Genomic DNA, 20,097 nt, shown 5'->3' with positions numbered 1-20,097 from the left:
TCGCCCCCAACCGGGGGCTATCAAACACATGTAAAAGCATTCGGGCGCACGGTTTTGCAACAATAGGGGCAACCTAATTTTTGAACCCTGCTGATTCGTGGTTGCCCCACGGAGGAGTTGTATGTACGCCGAAGAGAGAAGAAGGCAGATCGCGTCACTTACCGCAGTCGAAGGACGCGTGAATGTTACGGAGCTGGCCGAACGGTTTGATGTAACAGCCGAGACCATCAGGCGGGACTTGGCAATTCTCCATAATGAAGGAATTGTCCACCGCGTTCACGGCGGAGCCGTCGCTAGCCAATCATTTCTCACCACAGAGTTTTCTCTTGATGCCCGGTTCCGGTCGGCACCGACCGCCAAATCGGCGATCGCGCGCGCTGCGACACAGTTTCTCCCAGAGGATCCTGGCGCTGGCATCTTTCTCGACGCCGGCACCACCATCAATGGACTGGCCGATCTTATTGCCGCAGCAGGAAAAACACAACATTGGTCTATAGTTACGAACTCCCTCCCGATCGCGCTAGACCTATCATCCTGCGGGCTTACAGACGTTCAGCTCCTCGGGGGGACAGTCCGTGCAATCACCCAAGCTGTTGTAGGCGATACGGCATTACGCACTCTCGCGCTTATGCGTGCAGATGTTGCTTTTATTGGCACGAATGCCTTGACTATTGACCACGGCCTCTCTACCGCCGACGCCCAAGAGGCTGCGGTCAAATCTTCAATGGTCACCAATGCACGCAAGGTAGTTGTGCTCTGCGACTCCACGAAGCTCGGCAATGATTATCTAGTTAGCTTTGCGCCGCTAGACGCAATTGACGTCGTTGTTACCGACACAGACGTACCAGAGAGCTTTGTCAGCGAATTGCGGGAGCGTGGAATCAAGGTCGTCCTTGCCGAAGAGTGAAACAAAAGGAATCAAATGCCCGATTGTGCCCGTTCTATTGCATTAACGGACATAATCGGGCATTATGGCTTTAGTAGCGCTTTTCGATACTGCAGCTGCACAACAGACTTTCGGTAGGCGCTACCCCACAGAGCACCAATTACTCTAAGGATGCGCCACATGATTCTGACGTTCACTCCGAATCCAAGTACAGATGCAACGCTTTCTGTAGCAACGTTGCGTCGCGGCGAAGTCGCCCGTGCCATTACCGCTACGCGAGAAGCTGGCGGAAAAGGCGTCAACGTGGCCCACGCCGTAGCGAAGGCTGGAAGAGCGGCACTCGCTGTAGTTCCCTGCGGGGAAAGCGACCCTTTCAAGTTCGCTGCTAACCGACTCGGTTTTCCTTTTGTTTTCATCCCGGTTGAGGGCAATATCCGTACCAATACTGCGATTACTGAATCCGACGGTACGACTACCAAAATCAATGAGCCTGGCCCTCAATACACCATTGATGTCCAGCAGGGGTTCCTCGACGCGCTTGATTCGCATAGCAGCGAATGTAAGGCCGTCGTCATGGCAGGGTCGCTGCCAAGTGGAGCCCCGGCGGATCTCTACGCAACGTTGACCCGAGAAATCCGATTGAGGCTCGCCGAAGACGTACTGGTGGCCGTCGACACATCAGACGAACCCCTGGTAAAGCTGGGAGATCAGCTTGAATCTGCAGCCCCCGATATCCTGAAACCCAACGCTTTTGAATTAGCGCAATTGGTGGGAGCCGATGGGCATGTACTAGAGACTAGCGCTTCAGCCGGAGACTACTCCGAGGTTGTTCAGGCAGCGAAACGCTTGATTCAGCGAGGGGCTAAAGAAATTCTCGTCACCCTCGGTGGCGCAGGTGCTTGCCTGGTCACCGCAGACTCTGCCTGGGCAGCAACGCCCCCACCGACTGTTGTGAAATCTACCGTTGGAGCAGGCGACAGCTCACTTGCTGGATATGTTATGGCTCGCACTCAACGCCTGCCGTTGGACCAGTGCCTCCAAACCGCGGTCGCCTATGGCTCTGCTGCAGCAGGCCTACCAGGTACCGGGATTCCAAGCCCTGACGACATCAACTTGGAACAAACCCAAGTCGTAGAAATCGATTCATAATTTAAGAGAACAGGAGTCCACCATGAGTGACAACATCATCACTCCACAACTCGTTAGTCTCGATGTGGACTACGGGTCGACGCCAAGAGAGGTCATCGAACACCTCGCGCAGCAAGCCCAGGACGCAGGCCGAGCAAGCGACAGCTTGAAGCTAGCCGACGCAGCTTACGCCCGTGAGCAGAAAGCTGGCACCGGTGTGAATGGCCGTGTTGCAATCCCCCACTGCCGCACCGAAGCAGTCGAAACCCCAACGTTGGTTTTTGCCAGGTTACAGCGGCCCGTTGACTTCTCGGGGCCAGATGGAGACGCAGAGCTTGTATTTTTGATCGCTGCTCCTGAAGGCGGCGGTAAGGCGCATTTGAAGATCCTTTCCAAGCTCGCACGTGCCTTGGTACGCGGCGACTTCGTAACTCAGCTCCGCGAGGCAAAGGATGAGCAAACGGTCGTCAACGCGGTGCTGGACGTCGTCAACGCTGCTCCTAAGAAGAAAACTGCCGCAGCACCTACTCCCGCTGCGACGGGCAAGACCGATGGCGTGAAAAAGTTTAGGATTGCAGCTGTTACATCGTGCGCGACCGGCATTGCCCACACATACATGGCAGCCGACGCTCTGACACAAGCTGCGCAGGCTCGCGATGATGTCGAGTTTCAGGTGGAGCCGCAAGGTTCTTCCGGCGGCGATCCTCTGGATCAGGCCTACATCGACAGTGCTGACGCCGTAATCTTCGCCCATGATGTTGCTGTGCGTAACAAAGCACGTTTTGCAGGCAAGCCGGTCGTTGATAGTCCAGTAAAGCGTGGCATCAACGAGCCAAACAAGATGATCGACGAGGCCATTGCCGCTGCAAACGATCCGAATGCACCAAGAGTCACCACGGCGGGATCGGAGCAGCGAGAAGACTCCGCTTCCTCTGGTGAAAGCTGGCCAAAGAAGATCCAGCAAGCTGTAATGACCGGTGTGTCGTACATGGTGCCTTTCGTTGCAGCAGGCGGCCTGCTCCTCGCGCTTGGTTTCCTCTTCGGCGGATACGACATGGCGAATGGCTGGCAGTCCCTCGTCACGAACTTCTCCCCGACCCACCTGCCTGGACATACAATCGATGTCGACGGTGAAATGATGACGTTCCGCCGTTCCGGCTGGCTTCTGTATCTCGGTGCTGTCATGTTCGCGACAGGCCAGATGGGCATGGGCTTCGTTGTTGCGGCGCTCTCCGGCTACATCGGGTATGGCCTTGCAGGACGTCCAGGTATCGCGCCAGGATTTATCGGCGGTGCTATCTCCGTCATGGTTGGCGCAGGTTTTATCGGCGGCCTTGTCACAGGTCTGCTGGCTGGTTTGATCGCATACTGGATCCAGACATGGAAGGTTCCGCGCTGGCTCGGGTCCCTGATGCCAGTGGTCATCATCCCGCTGCTGACTTCCCTTGCTATCGGCCTCATCATGTTCTTACTGTTGGGGCGTCCGCTTGAGTCTCTCATGCTGGGACTGCAGGGCTGGCTTGAGTCGATGAGCGGATCCTCTGCGGTCCTGCTCGGCGTCATCATCGGGCTCATGATGTGCTTTGACCTAGGTGGCCCAGTCAACAAGGCGGCGTACCTCTTCGGAACCGCTGGTCTGTCTGCGGGAACGGAGGCAAGCTTCCAAATTATGGCGGCTGTAATGATTGCTGGCATGGTTCCCCCGATCGCACTGTCAATCGCGACGTTCCTCCGCAAAGGATTGTTTACCCCGGCGGAGCAAGAGAACGGCAAATCCGCATGGCTCCTCGGACTGTCGTTTGTCAGCGAGGGCGCAATCCCGTTTGCTGCAGCTGACCCGTTCCGCGTTATCCCTTCGATGATGCTCGGTGGCGCCACTGCTGGCGCGGTCAGCATGGCACTCAATGTTGGTGTGCAGGCTCCACACGGTGGTCTCTTCGTGCTCTTTGCCTACGAGCCTTGGTGGGGACTGTTCGTCGCGCTCATTGCAGGCGTGGCGGTCGCAACTGTAGCGGTCATCGTCGCTAAGCAGTTCTGGCCAAACGAGGAGATCCAGAAGGTCGCTGCCCAAGCAGAACCTGCAGCGGTGGCGAACTAAGGACACAGGCCCCTAAACTGAATACAGAAACTCGATAGATACTTTCAAAGCAGAAAGGATGAAGCACATGGCTTCAAAGACAGTTAAAGTCGGATCCACCGTTGGACTGCACGCACGTCCAGCAACCATTATTTCTGACGCCGCCGGTGAATACGATGACGAGGTCATCCTGACCCTTGTCGGTGACGAGGACGAGGAAGAGACGGATGCTGCTTCCTCGTTGATGATCATGGCAATGGGCGCCGAGTTCGGTGATGAGGTCACCGTTACCTCTGACAACAGTGAGGCAGTTGAAAAGATTGCCGCATTGATCGAGAAGAACCTCGACGAAGAGTAAATCCCACAACAAAAGCCCGGGCGCTACATCTGAGCGCTCGGGCTTTTGCTTGTTCGAGCTATTTTCGAGATGCAGCGTTGAACTGCCCCTCACCCACTGTGTTGTAAATCCACTTCAACAGAGGATAGAACACGATGATGCCGACCGACCCCAGGGCAATGCCCTCAAGCGTCACCTGACCGACAGTGAACGACAGGTTGCCGATACCAACAATGAGTGCCACAGCCGCAACTGTTAGGTTCACCGGGTTCGTGAAATCTACCTTGTTATCCTGCCAAATACGTACACCAAGCATTCCAATCAGGCCGTAAAGAACCAGGCACGCTCCGCCCAGCACACCGGCTGGGATTGTGAAGATGACTGCGCCGAACTTCGGGATGAACGCCAAAACGATCGCGAAACACGATGCGACCCAATACGCAGCCGTCGAGTAAACCTTGGTAGCAGCCATCACGCCAATGTTCTCCGCATAAGTCGTTGTACCAGAGCCGCCAAAGCCACCAGCCAATGTCGTCGCGATACCGTCACCGATCAACGCCCTGCCTTGGTATGGGTCCAGGTCGCGTTGCGTCATCTCAGAAACTGCCTTGACATGACCAATATTCTCCGCGATCAGCACGACGATGACAGGAAGCGTCACCAAAATCGCTGAGAGGTGGAACTCTGGCGTATGGAACTGCGGCAAGCCGATCCAAGGACTAGCGCCAATTGTGTCCAGTGCATCATCCGATAACCCGCCAGTGAGCGCCGCAAACACCCAGCCGACGATGACGCCGATCAGAATGCTCAGACGAGACAGCATTCCCCTCGCAGCGACAGTCAGCAGAGCAATCGTGCCGAGCGTGACAAACGCGACCCCGGGCTGAGTTTCCACATTAGAAACGGCAGTCGGCGCAAGATTGAAACCGATCAACGCGACGATGGCACCAGTGACCGTGGGAGGCATGACGGCGTCGATAACTTTCTTGCCTGCAAGTTGAACAACAAAGCCAACTGCAATCAACGTCAGACCCGTGATGAGTACCCCGCCCAACTGAGAGCCGATTCCGTACTGGGACGACGCAGACAGCGGCGCGATGAAAGCGAATGACGAGCCAAGGTAGCTAGGCAGTTTATTACGGGTAATCAGCAAAAAGATGATGGTTCCCAGTCCTGAAAACAGCAGCGTTGTGTTTACAGGGAATCCCGTCAACGTTGGAACGAGAAGTGTGGCTCCGAACATTGCTACGACATGCTGCATGCCGATGCCAATTGTTCGAGGCCAAGAAAGGCGTTCATCAGGGGCGACCACCGCGCCGGGCAGAACGCGGCGCCCGTCGCCATGCAAGGTCCATCCAATAGTTTTACTCACAGGCTCATATTATGTCGCTAGATAATTGCCGAAAGCGAATTGGGCAAAGTAGCGTAATACGCATGGAGATTTTCATTCGCCGCACGGCAGACGAAATTGGCGATTTCGCTGCAAACATGATTGAACCATTCGTCAAGCAAGGTGCAACGCTTGGTCTTGCTACTGGCTCGACACCGAGTCCAACGTATCAGGCACTAATCCGAAAGCACCGCGAGGAAGGCCTCAGCTTCGCCGACTGTGACGCATTCTTGCTCGACGAATACTACGGAATCGATCAACACCACGAGCAGTCATACTGGTCCACAATCCGACGCGAGCTGACGGCATCAATCGATATCGATGACGCGGCCGTGCACTCGCTTAGCAGCTCAGCGGCCGATCCGGAGCAAGAGGCTGCGACGTATGAGTCCATGATGAAAGACGCCGGTGGTGTCGACATTCAGCTGCTCGGCATCGGCGCGAACGGCCATATCGCTTTCAACGAGCCGACCAGCTCGCTGAGTTCCCGGACCCGACTGATTGATCTACGCCCGCGGACCATTGCTGACAACGCACGCTTCTTCGAGTCAGAAGATGAAGTGCCTCGCCAGGCAATGACACAGGGCATCGGCACCATCTTGGAAGCGAAGAAGATCCTCCTCATCGCTACCGGTGCAGCGAAGGCCGAGGCTGTCCAAGCAATGATCGAAGGGCCCTTGAGCTCTTTCTGCCCTGCCTCATCGCTGCAAATGCACAACGATGTGTGCATATTACTCGACGAAGCCGCAGCATCCGGCCTCGGCGATGTGGAGTTCTACAAGGAGATCGACGCCTACTGGCGTTAATTCACCACTCCAGCAGTCTCTAGTAGACCTGCTGGACAAACTCGTCATACTGGCGCGCCAGAACTCGTGGCAAGCGGACATCGATCCTGGTGCCGTCGGTTTCATATTCTTCGGAGCGAATCGTCCCGTGTTCATGGACGAGTGAGACAACATCTCCTCGGGTGTAGGGGATCAGCATGACTACATGCTCATCGAGCGTGTTCAGGAACATCTCGATTTTTCCCTCGAGTTCAGCAATACCCTCACCCGTGAGCGCTGAGACAAACACCGCTTCCCGACCGGTCGCGTCAAACACGTGGCGTAACTCTGCCAAAACCACAGGGTCAGCGGAGTCAATCTTGTTGACGACCACAATCTCCGGAGGCAATTCGGAATCTTTATCTCGCGTGATCTCTGCCAGCACCTCGCTCACGGCAGCAATCTGCTTGAGTGGGAACTCGTCTGCTCCATCAACGACGTGTAGCAAAAGGTCTGCATTGCTCACTTCCTCCAGCGTCGACTTAAACGCCTCGACCAACTGGGTCGGCAGGTGCCGAACGAAACCAACTGTGTCCGTCAAAACGACGTTTCGCCCATCAGCCAGCGTTGCGCGTCTCGTGGATGGGTCAAGCGTTGCAAACAATGCGTCTTCCACAAGCACGCCGGCGTCCGTCATTGCGTTAATGAGTGAGGACTTCCCTGCGTTCGTGTATCCGGCAATCGCAATCTTGGGTGTCGTCGAGCTCTGCCTCTTCGCGCGCTTAATCTGACGAACAGTCTCCATGTCTGCTAATTGATGACGCAGCTTTGCCATCTCTGAGCGCAACCTTCGCCGGTCTGCCTCAATTCTGGTTTCACCAGGACCGCGCAAACCAACGCCGCCATTCGAACCCGCACGACCACCGGCCTGGCGCGAAAGGTTGCCGCCCCAACCACGGGTACGGGTGTAGAGATACTCCATCTGCGCGAGGCTAACTTGTGCTTTGCCCTCCTTGCTCTTTGCGTGTTGAGCAAAGATATCCAGAATGAGCATCGTTCGGTCGATCACTTTAGAGTTGAGGGCTTCCTCTAGCGCCACCATTTGACCAGGGGATAGCTCACCGTCGAATACGACGGTGTCCACTCCACTGGCGTCGACAATCTCGCGCAGCTCTTTCACCTTTCCGGAACCAATGTATGTCCCTGGATCCGGCTTATCTCGTTTTTGATAGAGCATGTCAATAACTTCAGCGCCTGCGGTTTCGGTCAGTGCTGCCAATTCCCGCATGTTTGCTTCCATTTCGGCAGTGGAACCTTCAGTCCATGCTCCAACAAGGATGACGCGCTCGAGCCGCAGTTTACGGTACTCGACTTCGTAGATGTCTTCCCGGTCTTCGTTGCGCAGCTCTGTCGTGGTGTTTACGCGACGAAACGAGTTTCGTTCCTCTAGGTCGAGTGCGCCCTGTGTTGGCGTCGATAGGTCTGTTCCCGAGGTTTCGGTGCGCGTCTGTGCGTTATGGCGAAACGCTTCATCCAGCAACGCCTCATGCGAATCAGGAGTGGTTGATTTCGAATTCATGCAAGCTTTCAAAAATAGTGGGTATACGTAACTTTTTTCGCTTTCTTCCTTGCTCAACGGTAGCCCACCCATTTTTCTTCCACCACATTTCTTCACCTCAGAGCGCATTCGACTAGGCTTCACATTTATGAACCAACAACCTCTGACTGAAAACAAGGATCTGGCAGCGATCGGCCTGAGCTTTCCTAAGTGGCAAGACGCGGTAGAAGCTGCAATCGCATCCGGTCGCCTCGGTGTTATCGGTGAGGTACGTGGCGGCCAAATGGTCCAATACCAGGACCACTCTGGTGCGCAGCTGAATATCTTGGCAGTTGAGCCTTTCGCCACCTTTGCCGGCTTTGAGGGCATCACACGCACAAACGCGCACATCACCCCGGCAACCGATGTGGTTGCGCTTGCTGAGGTTGTGGATCCACATGGGAATCCAATCGGATCTCTGACGCTAAACCTGGCGCAGGAGCCATTGATCGTCGATGAGCCCACAATCCAGTGGCAAGAGCTCAGCGTGACCGCCCTTGCACTCGATGTGAGCACGTACGAATCCACCTCTGCTTATCTTGAGGAGCACCCTGGTAGCACGGTTGGCACAGTCATTTCTGCAGGAGCCGAAGCGATTGCAACTGGGGCAGCCTCCTCCCCCGATGCAAAAGCCACTTTTTCCGCACGCGTGCTGGAAGCTGAATACCGCACGTCGGAGTTGACGGGTGACCGCTTCATTCATGTTTCAGTCGACGGGGCGTTTCCATTCGACGTTTGCTTACCTGATGGCGATCTCCCCCAACGCGACCAAGTCATCGCAGGCAACGCCGTCATGGTCGGTACCATCCCGGTGCCTACAGGTGGCGGATGTGGTGGTTGTGGTGGCTCCTGCGGTTGCGGTGGCGGCTGCTAGGAACTAGGCACTACTCATGGATCCAGCACGTCGTGATCTTTCCATAGCACTGTGGGGCGCCCTGATCTTCGCCGTCATGGTGCTGCTTGTGCTGCTCCTCAAGACTCCTGGCGCCATCATCGCCGGGCTGATTGGTGTCACGGCGCTTTTGACCCGCAGGCGTTTTATTCCTAACCCGGAAGTAGAGTCGCTTCGCTCATCGCTTCTGATTGCGTGCGATGACATCCGCGACATCGTTGAAGCATTTGATAACTTGCAACATGGTAGCTCGACGCAGGCGTTGGCCGACCGCACGCTTCATTTTCCCGCGCTTGCGAACACCGATCTTTCTGTACCAGAAATCAGCGAATTTCATCTCAAGTACAGTGCGGCACAGCGCTTTCTCGCGCGCGTTGACACCTACTTGCAGTCACCGGACTTGGAACGCGTCCACCTTGAAAAACTCATTCGAATTGCGGACGAGCGCGCCCTCGAGCTTGAGGACGCCTGGGTGGCTGCCCGTAACGCTGCTCGAGAAATTGGTCCGTCGTAATCAACCAAGCTGTGCTACTAGTTCCGCAACGTCATAGTTCGCCGCGTCAATCCAAGTGATTCGTTTGTCGCGCCTAAACCAGGATTTCTGACGCCGCACATAGCGCCGCGTTCGCAGTTTGGTGTCCTCGCAGGCTTCGTCGATGGTGAGGTGGCCGTCGATAACTCCAAGTCCTTGGGCGTATCCGATAGCCCTGCCAGCAGTCGAATCCTTCGCTAATCCCTGGCCCACCAACCGATGAATCTCATCGATGAGCCCCTGCTCGAACATCGCATCAGTACGCTGCGCAATCCGCGGGTTGAGCCACTCTGGGGTTGTCTCCAGCCCAATCATGCGCGTACCCCAGCGTGTAGGGGCGTTTTTGGGGGGTTGAGATGCCTGAAAAGGCTTACCAGTAAGCTCAATGACTTCGAGTGCACGCACTGTGCGCCGGGGGTCACGGTCTTCAATTATCGACGCCGCCACAGGGTCAACTGCAGCTAGCTGCGCATGAAGGCGATCTATTCCGATTTCCTTCAATAGAGACTCGTAGCGCCCGCGGACTTCGGGGTCGGTTGGCGGGAACTGCCAAGCGTCGACAAGTGACTGCATGTACAGCATGGACCCACCAACGAGAATCGGCAGCTTTCCTCGATTGGAGATCTCCTCAACGGTCTCCACCGCTCGTTGCTGATACTCTGCGACACTGGCGGTTTTCGTAACCTCCCAGATATCAAGCAGGTGGTGCGGTATTCCTTGTCGCTCCGCGAGAGGTAATTTGGCAGTGCCGATATCCATCCCGCGGTAAAGCTGCATCGAGTCAACGTTGACAATCTCACCATCGAGTTCGTGCGCAAGCGCGAGACTCAGCGAGGACTTACCTGAAGCCGTCGGGCCGACGATTGCTACTGGTTGGTGTCCGATCTCCTTGTTCACTGCTCTACCTCCCAGTAAGCAACATACCGACCAACGCCCAACGTGTCGTCTACGTCTACGAGTGTGGCCTTCGTTGGCTGCAGTGTTTGTAGCTCAAGCCAAATATCTGGTTCCAGTACTCCTGCGTCTCGCATTTCCTGCTCACGGATCAGGGAGCTTTGCTTTCCTGACAACAAAGCCTGGAGTTTGTCGTTCGTATCAGCAGCCGCAGGGATTAACGCTAGCGGGGCGCGAGTTGTCAGCCCTGCAGGTCCATCGACTACCATCACTGTGAGCACTGAAGGATCTAACGGCAACAGGTGCTCACGACTCTCACGCACCGTAGCCCCGTGAAGGCAGTATCTGGCGACAAGTTCGCCTAATACGTGCCCACCTCCTACTTCGACGTGTGGTGCTCCCCAGGCAGCAAACGAGCCAGCAAGGTGCGTTGCCCATCTCCTGTCGTGGCTGCACACAATGTCAATAGTTTTCGTCAGTTTTCCGGCTGTCTCTCTAATTGAGTTCAGCAAACGCTGCGACGGTTCGTCAGCAGGTGCGAGTTCTCGCACGAGAGCTGGCGAACCAGGCATGACAAGTAGGCAGGCACGGGCTTCATTCACCTCGCCCACCATAGTGGGGTTTTCTCGGAGTTGAAACCATGACACATGACGCATGTTCGTCTGCAACACGCTAGAGTTATGAAGACGAGAATGCCGTCGATTATGTATCTCGGCGCCGTGACGCGCGGCACAGCTATTTGTGAAAGGACTGTTTCATGACTTCCTCGACTCCAAAGCCACAGCCACCAGCTGGACGTCCGAACCCGGCTGCCATGCCGAAGCAAACGCCGAAGCCCGGACCTCGTCCAGGTGCGGCACAGTCTGTTCCTTCACAGCGGGTTGTTCCACTCGCGCATGCTCAGTCGTCATCAGCGAACACTGATCCGTCGAAGTTCGGGCGCGTCGATGATGCCGGCAATGTTTTTGTCACCCGTGACGGCGTTGAGCGTCAGATCGCATCTTGGCAGGCCGGGTCTCCCGAGGAAGGACTTCGCCACTACGGGCAGCGTTTCGACGACCTCATCGTCGAAACTGAAGTCCTGGAGGCGCGACTCACTGCACACCCAGAGGACGCACACACTCTGCATCGCAGCGTGACTGAGCTGAAAGACTCGCTGAAAGACGTCGCCGCAATTGGCGACTTCGCAGCGCTCGAGGCACGCCTAGAAGAATTACTGCGCAAAACAGAGGTTGCGGAACACGAAGCAAAGGAACTCAAGCAGACCCGACGGGCTAACGCAATTGCCAAAAAGGAAAGTCTAGCGGCCGAGGCTGAGGAGATCGCCGAGAAGTCTACGGACTGGAAGGCTGCCGGGGACAGGATTCGAGCGATCCTCGAAGAATGGAAGACGATCCGCGGTATCGATCGCACAACCGACGACGCGCTCTGGAAGCGCTACTCGCGTGCACGCGATGCCTTCAATCGCCGTCGTGGGGCTCACTTCGCTGAGCTCGATAGGAATCGCGCAACGGCTCGTCGTATCAAGGAGGATATCATCGCCCGCGCGCAGGCAATCCAGGACTCAACGGATTGGAACGCCACCGCCCGTGCCTACCGCTCTCTGATGGATGAGTGGAAAGCAGCCGGACGCGCCCCACGTGGCGTCGACGATGAGCTGTGGGCACAGTTCCGCGCTGCTCAGGATCACTTCTTCGCCGCCCGCAACGCCGTAAACGCGGAGCGCGACCGCGAATTTGAAGCAAATGCTGCAGCTAAGGACGCACTTATAGATGAGTACGATGCGCTCATCACTCCAGAGAAGGGTCTAGGTGCGGCACGTGCCAAGCTGCGTGAGCTCCAGGAGAAGTGGGACGAAATTGGATTTGTGCCTCGCAACAAGGTCCGTACGTACGAAGACAAGATTGCTCGGCTGGAACAGCGCGTAGCGGATGCAGAGGAATCACGATGGCGCAAAGCAGACCCTGAGGCACAAGCGCGGGTGAATCAGTTCCAGGAGAAAGCTGATCACTTCCTGCAGCAGGCTCAGGAAGCTGAGGCAGCCGGGAATTCCTCCAAGGCGGCGAAGCTCCGTGAACAGGCCGAGCAGTGGCAGGAGTTTGCCAACGTCGCAGCGAAGGCCGTCGACGAGCAGTAGTGCTATATCCCTTGATCGTAGGGAGTGCCGACCCGTCACACGCCGCAGTCTCCTCCTACGCATTCTCAGTCACGCTTGCTATCCAGGACATTACGGGAGAAGCGCACTCCGGAGTGAGTGCAGCCCATCTCGCGAAACGCCTGGAGGGATCCGAAGAATCGTTAGCGCTTCTCTTCGCGCTGTGTAGCAAACCAGCGCCACGGCCCCTTGGAGCGTTCGGTTACCCAGTGCTGACTGAGGATGATCTGTACGACGTCGAAGGCTGGGTGCTCATATCGCTTCCTCTACTTGAGGACGTCGATGTGTTAGAAGCGAACGTCACTATCGACGCCTCCATCGCTCCTCTTCCCGGAGAGGATCAGCCGGCGCACGTATGGCGAAGTGCGCTCGCGCTGATTGACGCGCTTTCTGCAGAGTTGCACCGTCCCATCCGTCAGATTTGGATCACGGAGCCATTGGGGGCACCGGAGCACCCATTCCTTCGCGCTGACGGCTACACGCCGGCGCACTGTGAGCGACAGGCAATTATCAACGCGGACGCTATCGTGGCGCCTGACCAGAATGATAGGTGCGACGTGATTGAAGACATGGCATTCGACCCTACTGATCTGCCCTCCTTCTTAGCTACTCTCCAGGAGTCCGCAGCGAAATACCCTCGTGGCTCATTATCGCTCGAGCCTGTCCAGTGGTCAGCGTCCCGTCTTCAGGACGCTGCTGCACGTCTCAAGGACCGCGGCGGCTCCCAGATCACCGCCATTGCCCGTGATGTCTCAGGGAAACCGGTCGGGCTTGCAGAAGTAGCAAAATTCGAGAATGACGCAGATTCTGTTGCAGAAATCGGGCTGGTGTACGTACGGGAGGCAAACCGGGGACTCGGTTTAGGCAAGCGCGCCTTGGCTTCTGCGATATCAGCCGCGCTCTCGATTTGGCCACAAACGAAGCAGATCTACGCTTCTTATCCCAACCCGCAGCCGGGTGCGAGCCACATTCTCGACCACTATGCCCCAACCGGGATAAGCCAGGCGACGGCCTGGCAGAAGGGCGTACCAAAGCTCGATAGCTAGTTGCTTCTTTTGTGGCGTCGTGCCGCGTTCGCCCGTCGGTCATCGACAAGCAGTGGGTTCGTTTCTTGCTCCTGATGAGTCCGCGTCGCATTCAATTGCGCATCCGCGATATCCGCGTCGATTTCGCTTGGCTGATTCCGGAGCAGTTCCGGGGCAACCGCTGTCTTTCGCACGAACAACGGAATGTACGTCAACACGACCAGGAGTACCGCGACAACTTCTAGGTAAAACCCGGGCCCGTGCTGAAACGTTCCTGCAACACCGGTACTCGACTTCCGCAGCCACACTGCCAGCAACGAGCTAACCAGGGCAACTGTTGAAATCATCCACGCGGCTGTGGCCATTCCGAAACGTCGCGAAACCGTCACTAGCGACGTGCAAACGCCTACGCCTAAGAAGCCTAGCCATACAAATACGTACTCCGTGATCTTGGTATCTGCACTGCGGGCGCCTTCGCCCACCGCGAGCACCTGCCATCCGGGAATGTCACCAACGAAGGGCAAAAACAGCGCAACAAGCCACCCAATACTTGCAATACCGAGTACCCAGCGCGCGGATCCTAATTCCATTTTCATTGAAGTCTCCCTTCCAGTAGTCGCGTGGTTTACGCTTCAGGAGTCGTGCAGCAGCCAGTGTTGCTTACGTTAGTCACTGGAACGATGTCTGGACGTGCAACCGTAGGAATTCCAAGTCCCACCCCAACAGGTGCAGTCGTTGGTACCTCGCCTGCCTCAGCGTGATCACCCGCGAGTGTGCGTCGGTGTGAAAGCACACCAGAATCCGCGATCAGAAAATATGACTTTGCTTCGGTGATACGAGCGGTAACAATGTCACCCGGACGGATGGCAGATCGATTGGCCTCATCGACAGCAAAGTGCACGAGCCTGCCGTCGCGAGCGCGTCCTGACATTCTGTGAGTCGTCTCGTGCTTTCGACCTTCGTCCTGCTGAACAAGGAGTTCTTGCACAGATCCGACGAGCTTTTCATTCTCTTCCAGGCTGATTCGTTCCTGGAGTTCAAGCAGTCGTTCGAACCGCTCCTGCACCACAGCTTTCGGAACCTGGTTTTCCATTTCAGCCGCCGGGGTCCCAGGGCGCGGTGAGTACTGGAATGTATAGGCGGACGTGAATCGTGCCTTCTCAACTACATCAAGCGTTGCCTGGAAGTCTTCTTCCGTCTCGCCTGGGAATCCGACAATGATATCGGTGGTGATCGAAGCCTCAGGAAGCTTCTCACGGACCTCATCCAAAATGCCTAAAAACTTCTTGGATCGGTACGAACGGCGCATGTCCTTGAGTACTTTGTCAGACCCCGACTGCAACGGCATATGTAGCTGCGGGCAAACGTTCGGGGTTTCTGCCATTGCGTCGATGACGTCAGATGTAAACTCTGCGGGGTGCGGGGAGGTGAAGCGAACACGCTCGAGGCCATCGATCTCGCCACACGCTCGTAGCAGTTTTGAAAACGCGGACCTATCTCGCTCCATTTCCTCGTCAACGAAATGCACACCGTAAGCATTGACGTTTTGGCCAAGCAAAGTGACTTCTAAGACGCCTTGATCCACGAGCGCCTGTACCTCGGCGAGGATATCGCCCGGACGGCGATCAACTTCTTTGCCACGCAGACTCGGAACGATACAGAATGTACACGTATTATTGCACCCGACAGACACCGAAACCCAGCCCGCATAGCTACTTTCACGTTTCGCTGGAAGAACAGAAGGAAATACTTCGAGCGCTTCTGCAATTTCAACTTGCGCCTCGCCCTGTACTCGTGCACGTTCCAGCAGTACCGGCAGTGAGCCCATATTGTGGGTCCCGAAGACCGCATCTACCCACGGTGCTCTCTGGATAACATGGTCTTTGTCTTTCTGCGCCAGACATCCACCAACCGCAATCTGCAAATCAGGCTGCGATTCCTTAACCTTTTTCAAATGTCCAAGCGTTCCGTACAAACGCTTGTCTGCGTTTTCACGCACGGCACAGGTGTTGAAAACGATGAGGTCTGGGGCCTGCCCATCTTCAACTGCCACGTACCCCGAATCTTCCAGCAGACCCGACAACCGCTCCGAATCATGAACGTTCATTTGGCATCCGAAGGTTCGTACTTCGTATGTCCTTGATGCAGCCATCTGGTTCGCCTTTCCTGGTTGATTACGCGGGCCTACGCAGGCACGGCTGAACATTCTAGCCACTGCCAACTACCCCGCCCAAACGCCGCAAATTGCTCCCTAGGAAGTCTCTCGAAGTGATTCAACCCTTGTATCTAGTGCAGTTCTTGCGATAGACATGCACATACCTTGTGGAAAGCCTCGACGCGCCAGCACTCCGACAACCCTGCGCAGCGCGCGGGTGTACTCCGCGTGCCCCGCTGGTGGTGTTTTCACTTCTCGCGCCTTCTTTTCCGCGAGGGCTTCAGCAATTGCGTGTTGGTCCTCGTCACTGATTTGTGCGAGCGCGGCGCGCCGATCTGTTTCTGAGACTCCTTTTTCCCTGAGCTCGCGGTCCAGAAAGCTTCTCGACTTTCCTCGACGTTTCGCCCGCTGTCGAACCCATTCATGGGCAAAGCGACGATCGTCGAGAAGCGAGGATGCGCGAAGAGACGCCAGTACCTCATCAACGAGAGGCGCTGGGAACTCAGCCTTGACAAGACGCTCCCTGAGTTCATGCTCTGATCGCGGTCGCTGATCCAGCAACCTTAACGCACGCTGCCGCACTGGAGCGAGGGCTTCTTCACGTTCATAATTGAAGAGTTCTCCATTCCCACCGGTAGCTTCCCATTCGGCAAGTGCGTCCCGCAGGCGTTGAATCTTTTCCGGATCTGGTGTTGCCACGTATTACTTCGCCTTCGCTGGCTCTTCCTCGTCGTCGAAGTCAATGTTTGGCACCATGTCTACTGGGTCATCAGTCAGCGCATCATCATCGGCAAATTCGCCAACCCCCAATGCACGGAAAATCTTTTGCTCGATCTCGTCCGCAAGGTCCGGGTTCTCCTTCAGGAAATTGCGCGCCTTTTCCTTGCCCTGTCCAAGTTGATCGCCTTCGTAGGTAAACCAGGAACCTGACTTCTTCACGAAGCCGTTCTCTACGCCCATGTCAATAATGGACGATTCCCGAGAGATGCCCTCTCCGTACATAATGTCAAACTCTGCGATCTTGAATGGTGGCGAAACCTTGTTCTTCACTACTTTGAGGCGGGTTCGGTTTCCGATGGAATCCTGTCCGTCCTTCAACGTCTGGATACGTCGGACATCACAACGAACCGAGGAGTAGAACTTCAGCGCTTTACCGCCCGTAGTTGTCTCGGGTGAACCGAACATGACGCCGATCTTCTCACGCAGCTGGTTAATAAAAATCGCTGTAGTGCCGGAGTTGTACAGCGCACCTGTCATCTTCCGCAGTGCCTGCGACATCAACCGAGCCTGGAGGCCAACGTGAGAGTCACCCATCTCACCTTCAATTTCAGCCTTAGGCGTCAGTGCGGCAACCGAGTCAATGACGATGATGTCAATCGCGCCAGATCGGACAAGCATGTCCGCGATCTCCAGTGCCTGCTCCCCTGTATCTGGCTGAGAAACGAGCAAGTTATCAGTATCGACGCCCAGCTTGCGGGCATAATCCGGGTCCAGAGCATGCTCGGCGTCGATAAAAGCTGCGATTCCGCCGGCCCGCTGCGCGGAAGCGATGGCGTGAAGCGCAACAGTTGTCTTACCGGAAGACTCAGGTCCGTAAATCTCAACGATGCGGCCGCGTGGCCACCCACCGATCCCCAGAGCGACGTCAATAGCCGTATTCCCAGATGAAATCGACTGAATTGGAGGCCTGTTCTCATCACCGAGACGCATCACAGCCCCCTTGCCATAATCCTTCTCGATCATTGCGAGTGCAGCATCTAGCGCATTCTGGCGATCTTTCGCGGCTGATGCGGTTTTCTTTTTCGCAGCCATTTACATGTTCTCCTTAATGTTCATTCTGTTCGAGTTCGGCGGCGGCGTTTTTGCATACGCCATCGCCCACACACATGTTTAGACTCACCTTCGAGGGTTACGGTTCCCGATGACTTCTAAATCTGGATCTGACTATAGGCAAGTGCCGAGACATCATCAGAGTGTACACGCATACATGTTCGAATTAAAAGTACAAAACGGCGAGAGCAGCTAGAAACCCGGCCGATCTACGCCAAGGCGACGCGCCTCTGGAACATCAAAGGCGTCACAAAGTTCGTCCCAGGCTTGACGCAAATCGCCTCCATTTTCGATAACCTCTGCGGCGGTACACCCATGACGAGGCAAAAGTTGCGCCTCAATAATCCATGACGCCCGATCAGACCCAAATTCATCCTGGACGAGTTGGTGAAACTCCGTTAATCGCATGGCCTCAAATATACGCGCAGAAAAATCAATACGATTTCATAGCGAACTGAACACTGTTCAAGTACTATTCTCGCTATGTCAAAAAGCATTCCGCAATCAAAGATTGAAGCCCAAGACCTCGCATACATCGCCGTGTTCGCGGCGGTGATCATCGTACTCGGGTTTGTCTCTATTCCAGTCGGCGCTGCCGGCGTTCCAATCGTCATGCAGAACGCTGCTTGTATTCTCGCGGCGCTCGTGCTCGGCCCTAAACGGGGAACCTACACAGTGCTATTGTTCCTCCTCATCGGACTTGCTCTTCCCGTTCTCGCAGGTGGACGCACCGTCGTCTATGCCCTGGGAAGCCCTACAATCGGATATCTGGTTGGCTACATCGCAAGCGCATTTGTTGCAGGTCTCATCGCCTACCGCGCTTCCAGCAAGAGCTCTTTCGTGAATATCGCCCTCCTTCTTGGAGCCGGGTTCGCTGGCCTGTTCCTGCAGTACTTCTTTGGGGTGTTTGGATTGATGGCACGCGCAAACATGACCTTTGGCGCTGCATGGGCAGCACAGCTACCGTTTGTCATCCCTGACACCGCCAAGGTGCTAGTGATTGTGTTCATCGCATTCGCAGTTCGCGCTGCACTCCCCTCACTCCGTCGCGCATAAACTGGATTATTTCCATGCCGCAGATCAGCTTCAACGACGTGAGCGTCGTACGTAATGACAACACACTGCTCCAACCATTTTCACTCACGTTGCAGGAACATCGGATCGGCATCATTGGCTCGAACGGTTCTGGCAAGTCAACGCTCGTCCAGCTTATCAATGGGCTCGAAGAGCCGAGCACAGGCGAGGTATTCTACGACGGAATTCCGCTTGCAACTCGCAGCGCTGAAGTCCGCCGACGTGTCGGGTTCGTGTTCTCCGACGCAGAAAGCCAAATCGTCATGCCCCAAGTCCACGATGACGTGGCGTTTTCATTGAAGAAGTTCAAGCTCTCTAAGGCAGAGAAAGAGCAACGCGTCGATGAGGTACTGGAACGCTTCAAACTCTTGCACAAGGCAGAACAATCACCTCATACGCTCTCTGGCGGCGAGAAACAGCTTCTCGCGCTGGCCGCGGTACTGGTGACTGAACCGACCACCATCATCGCAGACGAGCCAACAACATTGCTTGACCTGAGAAACCGTCGGCGAATAATCGCTGAATTGAACTCGCTTGATCAACAAACAATCGTGGTGACCCATGATCTAGAGCTACTCAGTGACTTCGACCGAGTAATTTGTGTCAACGACGGCGTCATTGCATACGACGGCACACCAGCAGACACGATTCAGTTCTACACTCAGCTAATGGAGCCGAACAGTGAAGATTGACTCGCTACCAATGGGCGTGTACATCCCAGGCAAAACGCTGCTCCACCGTATGAGCCCAAAGAAGAAATTCGTACTGCTCATTCTGTACATCCTCATAGCGACCAACTTCGGGCGTACGTTCCCAATCGCGCTCACGTTGCTAGGCTTGATCTTCGTTCTGTACATCGTGGCAAGAATTCCGATCCGAATCGTTGCCAATCAGCTCGTGCCAATTCTTCCCTTGCTCGCAATACTGGGCGCATTCCTTGTCTGGCAAAATGGCATCGGACTTGCTGGCGTCACGCTGATTACGTTGTTCGCAACGATTCTCGCCGCAAACCTTCTTACTCTGACCACAACAGTTGAAGCGCTCCTTGTATCGCTCGAGGAAGGCCTCAAACCGCTCGGCCGTTTCGGAATACCAACTGAGAAAATCAGCCTCGCCATCGCCCTCACGCTCCGTCTCATTCCGCTCATCTTGCAGACATCGCAGGAAGTTCTCGACGCCCGCAAGGCCCGAGGACTGGGATTTTCTCCCCTCGCGTTTGGCGTACCGCTCATCGTGCGAAGTATCCGAAGGGCGGAACAGATCGGCGATGCACTTGTCGCTCGTGGCGCGCTCGACTAACCGCGTTCAATCCTTCGCAGGGCAAAGCAAAAAGCTCCAGGTTTCTATAGAAATCCTGGAGC

At 55.7% G+C, this 20,097-nt stretch carries 20 protein-coding genes and 1 pseudogene; 12 read left to right on the top strand and 9 right to left on the bottom strand.

Annotated elements, in window-relative coordinates; all coding sequences use genetic code 11:
* Positions 1-121 precede the first annotated feature (121 nt).
* From QP802_RS01170 to QP802_RS01155, 4 genes are all read left to right on the top strand, one after another.
* Positions 122-907, top strand: a complete 786-nt coding sequence (locus QP802_RS01170; RefSeq protein ID WP_284817462.1) for a DeoR/GlpR family DNA-binding transcription regulator — start codon at positions 122-124, stop codon at positions 905-907.
* A gap of 159 nt (positions 908-1,066) precedes the next feature.
* On the top strand, positions 1,067-2,035 hold the full coding sequence (locus QP802_RS01165) for a 1-phosphofructokinase family hexose kinase (protein WP_070362337.1): 969 nt from the start codon (positions 1,067-1,069) through the stop codon (positions 2,033-2,035).
* A 22-nt stretch (positions 2,036-2,057) separates the two neighbouring features.
* Positions 2,058-4,112: a PTS fructose transporter subunit IIABC gene (locus QP802_RS01160; RefSeq protein WP_070362336.1), complete on the top strand. Its 2,055-nt coding sequence runs from the start codon at positions 2,058-2,060 to the stop codon at positions 4,110-4,112.
* A 67-nt stretch (positions 4,113-4,179) separates the two neighbouring features.
* Positions 4,180-4,449: an HPr family phosphocarrier protein gene (locus QP802_RS01155; RefSeq protein ID WP_070363496.1), complete on the top strand. Its 270-nt coding sequence runs from the start codon at positions 4,180-4,182 to the stop codon at positions 4,447-4,449.
* A 58-nt stretch (positions 4,450-4,507) separates the two neighbouring features.
* On the opposite strand, the gene QP802_RS01150 is transcribed toward QP802_RS01155, so the two are convergent.
* Positions 4,508-5,800, bottom strand: coding sequence for a uracil-xanthine permease family protein (locus QP802_RS01150; protein ID WP_070362335.1), 1,293 nt, complete (start codon positions 5,798-5,800; stop codon positions 4,508-4,510).
* 62 nt (positions 5,801-5,862) lie between these two features.
* On the opposite strand from QP802_RS01150, the gene nagB reads away from it, so the two are divergent.
* On the top strand, positions 5,863-6,624 hold the full coding sequence (gene nagB, locus QP802_RS01145) for a glucosamine-6-phosphate deaminase (protein ID WP_070362334.1): 762 nt from the start codon (positions 5,863-5,865) through the stop codon (positions 6,622-6,624).
* A 19-nt stretch (positions 6,625-6,643) separates the two neighbouring features.
* Here nagB and hflX read toward each other — a convergent pair whose 3' ends face one another.
* The gene (gene hflX / locus QP802_RS01140) at positions 6,644-8,161 is read right to left on the bottom strand and encodes a GTPase HflX (RefSeq protein WP_070362333.1); all 1,518 of its coding nucleotides are present in this window, start codon (positions 8,159-8,161) and stop codon (positions 6,644-6,646) included.
* A gap of 127 nt (positions 8,162-8,288) precedes the next feature.
* On the opposite strand from hflX, the gene QP802_RS01135 reads away from it, so the two are divergent.
* Both QP802_RS01135 and QP802_RS01130 read left to right on the top strand, forming a co-directional pair.
* Complete coding sequence (locus tag QP802_RS01135; protein WP_070976745.1) at positions 8,289-9,053, top strand: hypothetical protein; 765 nt, start codon at positions 8,289-8,291, stop codon at positions 9,051-9,053.
* Positions 9,054-9,069: 16 nt separating this feature from the next.
* The gene (locus QP802_RS01130; RefSeq protein ID WP_070362331.1) at positions 9,070-9,585 is read left to right on the top strand and encodes a hypothetical protein; all 516 of its coding nucleotides are present in this window, start codon (positions 9,070-9,072) and stop codon (positions 9,583-9,585) included.
* On the opposite strand, the gene miaA is transcribed toward QP802_RS01130, so the two are convergent.
* Both miaA and QP802_RS11165 read right to left on the bottom strand, forming a co-directional pair.
* On the bottom strand, positions 9,586-10,500 hold the full coding sequence (miaA, locus tag QP802_RS01125) for a tRNA (adenosine(37)-N6)-dimethylallyltransferase MiaA (RefSeq protein ID WP_240492805.1): 915 nt from the start codon (positions 10,498-10,500) through the stop codon (positions 9,586-9,588).
* Entirely contained in the window at positions 10,497-10,676 is a 180-nt protein-coding gene (locus QP802_RS11165) for a hypothetical protein (protein ID WP_350338458.1), read from the bottom strand. The genes miaA and QP802_RS11165 overlap by 4 nt, the downstream gene beginning before the upstream one ends.
* 578 nt (positions 10,677-11,254) lie before the next feature.
* On the opposite strand from QP802_RS11165, the gene QP802_RS01115 reads away from it, so the two are divergent.
* Together QP802_RS01115 and QP802_RS01110 are read left to right on the top strand one after the other, a co-directional pair.
* On the top strand, positions 11,255-12,634 hold the full coding sequence (locus QP802_RS01115) for a DUF349 domain-containing protein (RefSeq protein WP_369822077.1): 1,380 nt from the start codon (positions 11,255-11,257) through the stop codon (positions 12,632-12,634).
* 11 nt (positions 12,635-12,645) lie between these two features.
* The gene (locus QP802_RS01110; RefSeq protein WP_284817460.1) at positions 12,646-13,698 is read left to right on the top strand and encodes a GNAT family N-acetyltransferase; all 1,053 of its coding nucleotides are present in this window, start codon (positions 12,646-12,648) and stop codon (positions 13,696-13,698) included.
* On the opposite strand, the pseudogene QP802_RS01105 reads toward QP802_RS01110, so the two are convergent.
* The 5 genes and pseudogenes from QP802_RS01105 to QP802_RS01085 all read right to left on the bottom strand — a co-directional run.
* Positions 13,695-14,282: pseudogene (locus tag QP802_RS01105) on the bottom strand (Rv2732c family membrane protein); the annotation flags it as partial. The gene QP802_RS01110 and the pseudogene QP802_RS01105 overlap by 4 nt on opposite strands.
* Before the next feature lie 20 nt (positions 14,283-14,302).
* On the bottom strand, positions 14,303-15,829 hold the full coding sequence (gene miaB / locus QP802_RS01100) for a tRNA (N6-isopentenyl adenosine(37)-C2)-methylthiotransferase MiaB (protein ID WP_256020332.1): 1,527 nt from the start codon (positions 15,827-15,829) through the stop codon (positions 14,303-14,305).
* Between the two features lie 99 nt (positions 15,830-15,928).
* Positions 15,929-16,531 carry a recombination regulator RecX gene (gene recX, locus QP802_RS01095; RefSeq protein WP_284817459.1) on the bottom strand — a complete coding sequence of 201 codons (603 nt, stop codon included), beginning with the start codon at positions 16,529-16,531 and terminating at the stop codon, positions 15,929-15,931.
* Between the two features lie 3 nt (positions 16,532-16,534).
* Positions 16,535-17,644, bottom strand: a complete 1,110-nt coding sequence (gene recA / locus QP802_RS01090; RefSeq protein ID WP_071572547.1) for a recombinase RecA — start codon at positions 17,642-17,644, stop codon at positions 16,535-16,537.
* A gap of 210 nt (positions 17,645-17,854) precedes the next feature.
* Positions 17,855-18,070 (bottom strand): DUF3046 domain-containing protein, encoded by a 216-nt coding sequence (locus tag QP802_RS01085; protein ID WP_083290922.1) that lies wholly within the window; start codon positions 18,068-18,070, stop codon positions 17,855-17,857.
* Positions 18,071-18,145: 75 nt separating this feature from the next.
* Between QP802_RS01085 and QP802_RS01080 the strand changes: the two genes are divergently transcribed.
* Genes QP802_RS01080 through QP802_RS01070 form a run of 3 tightly spaced genes read left to right on the top strand, consistent with a single transcriptional unit; the run spans position 18,146 to position 20,035 of the window.
* A complete protein-coding gene (locus tag QP802_RS01080; RefSeq protein ID WP_070362325.1) occupies positions 18,146-18,718 on the top strand; it encodes a biotin transporter BioY in 573 nt (190 codons plus the stop codon).
* 14 nt (positions 18,719-18,732) lie between these two features.
* Positions 18,733-19,428, top strand: coding sequence for an energy-coupling factor ABC transporter ATP-binding protein (locus QP802_RS01075; protein WP_284817458.1), 696 nt, complete (start codon positions 18,733-18,735; stop codon positions 19,426-19,428).
* A complete protein-coding gene (locus tag QP802_RS01070) occupies positions 19,418-20,035 on the top strand; it encodes an energy-coupling factor transporter transmembrane component T family protein (protein WP_407933399.1) in 618 nt (205 codons plus the stop codon). The genes QP802_RS01075 and QP802_RS01070 overlap by 11 nt, the downstream gene beginning before the upstream one ends.
* The last annotated feature ends 62 nt before the right edge of the window (positions 20,036-20,097 follow it).

This window comes from Corynebacterium sp. UMB10119B (assembly GCF_030228125.1).
Lineage (GTDB): Bacteria > Actinomycetota > Actinomycetes > Mycobacteriales > Mycobacteriaceae > Corynebacterium > Corynebacterium pseudogenitalium.
The sequence above is the reverse complement of the archived record's forward strand: the minus strand, read 5'-3'. Positions and strand labels throughout refer to the sequence as shown.

What these genes read in the sequence shown, in the direction of transcription:
- QP802_RS01170 (WP_284817462.1), top strand. Translation starts at nt 122, where the DNA reads ATGTACGCCGAAGAGAGAAGAAGGCAGATCGCGTCACTTACCGCAGTC.
- QP802_RS01165 (WP_070362337.1), top strand. Translation starts at nt 1,067, where the DNA reads ATGATTCTGACGTTCACTCCGAATCCAAGTACAGATGCAACGCTTTCT.
- QP802_RS01160 (WP_070362336.1), top strand. Translation starts at nt 2,058, where the DNA reads ATGAGTGACAACATCATCACTCCACAACTCGTTAGTCTCGATGTGGAC.
- QP802_RS01155 (WP_070363496.1), top strand. Translation starts at nt 4,180, where the DNA reads ATGGCTTCAAAGACAGTTAAAGTCGGATCCACCGTTGGACTGCACGCA.
- nagB (WP_070362334.1), top strand. Translation starts at nt 5,863, where the DNA reads ATGGAGATTTTCATTCGCCGCACGGCAGACGAAATTGGCGATTTCGCT.
- hflX (WP_070362333.1), bottom strand. Translation starts at nt 8,161, where the DNA reads ATGAATTCGAAATCAACCACTCCTGATTCGCATGAGGCGTTGCTGGAT.
- QP802_RS01135 (WP_070976745.1), top strand. Translation starts at nt 8,289, where the DNA reads ATGAACCAACAACCTCTGACTGAAAACAAGGATCTGGCAGCGATCGGC.
- QP802_RS01130 (WP_070362331.1), top strand. Translation starts at nt 9,070, where the DNA reads ATGGATCCAGCACGTCGTGATCTTTCCATAGCACTGTGGGGCGCCCTG.
- QP802_RS01115 (WP_369822077.1), top strand. Translation starts at nt 11,255, where the DNA reads ATGACTTCCTCGACTCCAAAGCCACAGCCACCAGCTGGACGTCCGAAC.
- miaB (WP_256020332.1), bottom strand. Translation starts at nt 15,829, where the DNA reads ATGGCTGCATCAAGGACATACGAAGTACGAACCTTCGGATGCCAAATG.
- recA (WP_071572547.1), bottom strand. Translation starts at nt 17,644, where the DNA reads ATGGCTGCGAAAAAGAAAACCGCATCAGCCGCGAAAGATCGCCAGAAT.
- QP802_RS01085 (WP_083290922.1), bottom strand. Translation starts at nt 18,070, where the DNA reads ATGCGATTAACGGAGTTTCACCAACTCGTCCAGGATGAATTTGGGTCT.
- QP802_RS01080 (WP_070362325.1), top strand. Translation starts at nt 18,146, where the DNA reads ATGTCAAAAAGCATTCCGCAATCAAAGATTGAAGCCCAAGACCTCGCA.
- QP802_RS01075 (WP_284817458.1), top strand. Translation starts at nt 18,733, where the DNA reads ATGCCGCAGATCAGCTTCAACGACGTGAGCGTCGTACGTAATGACAAC.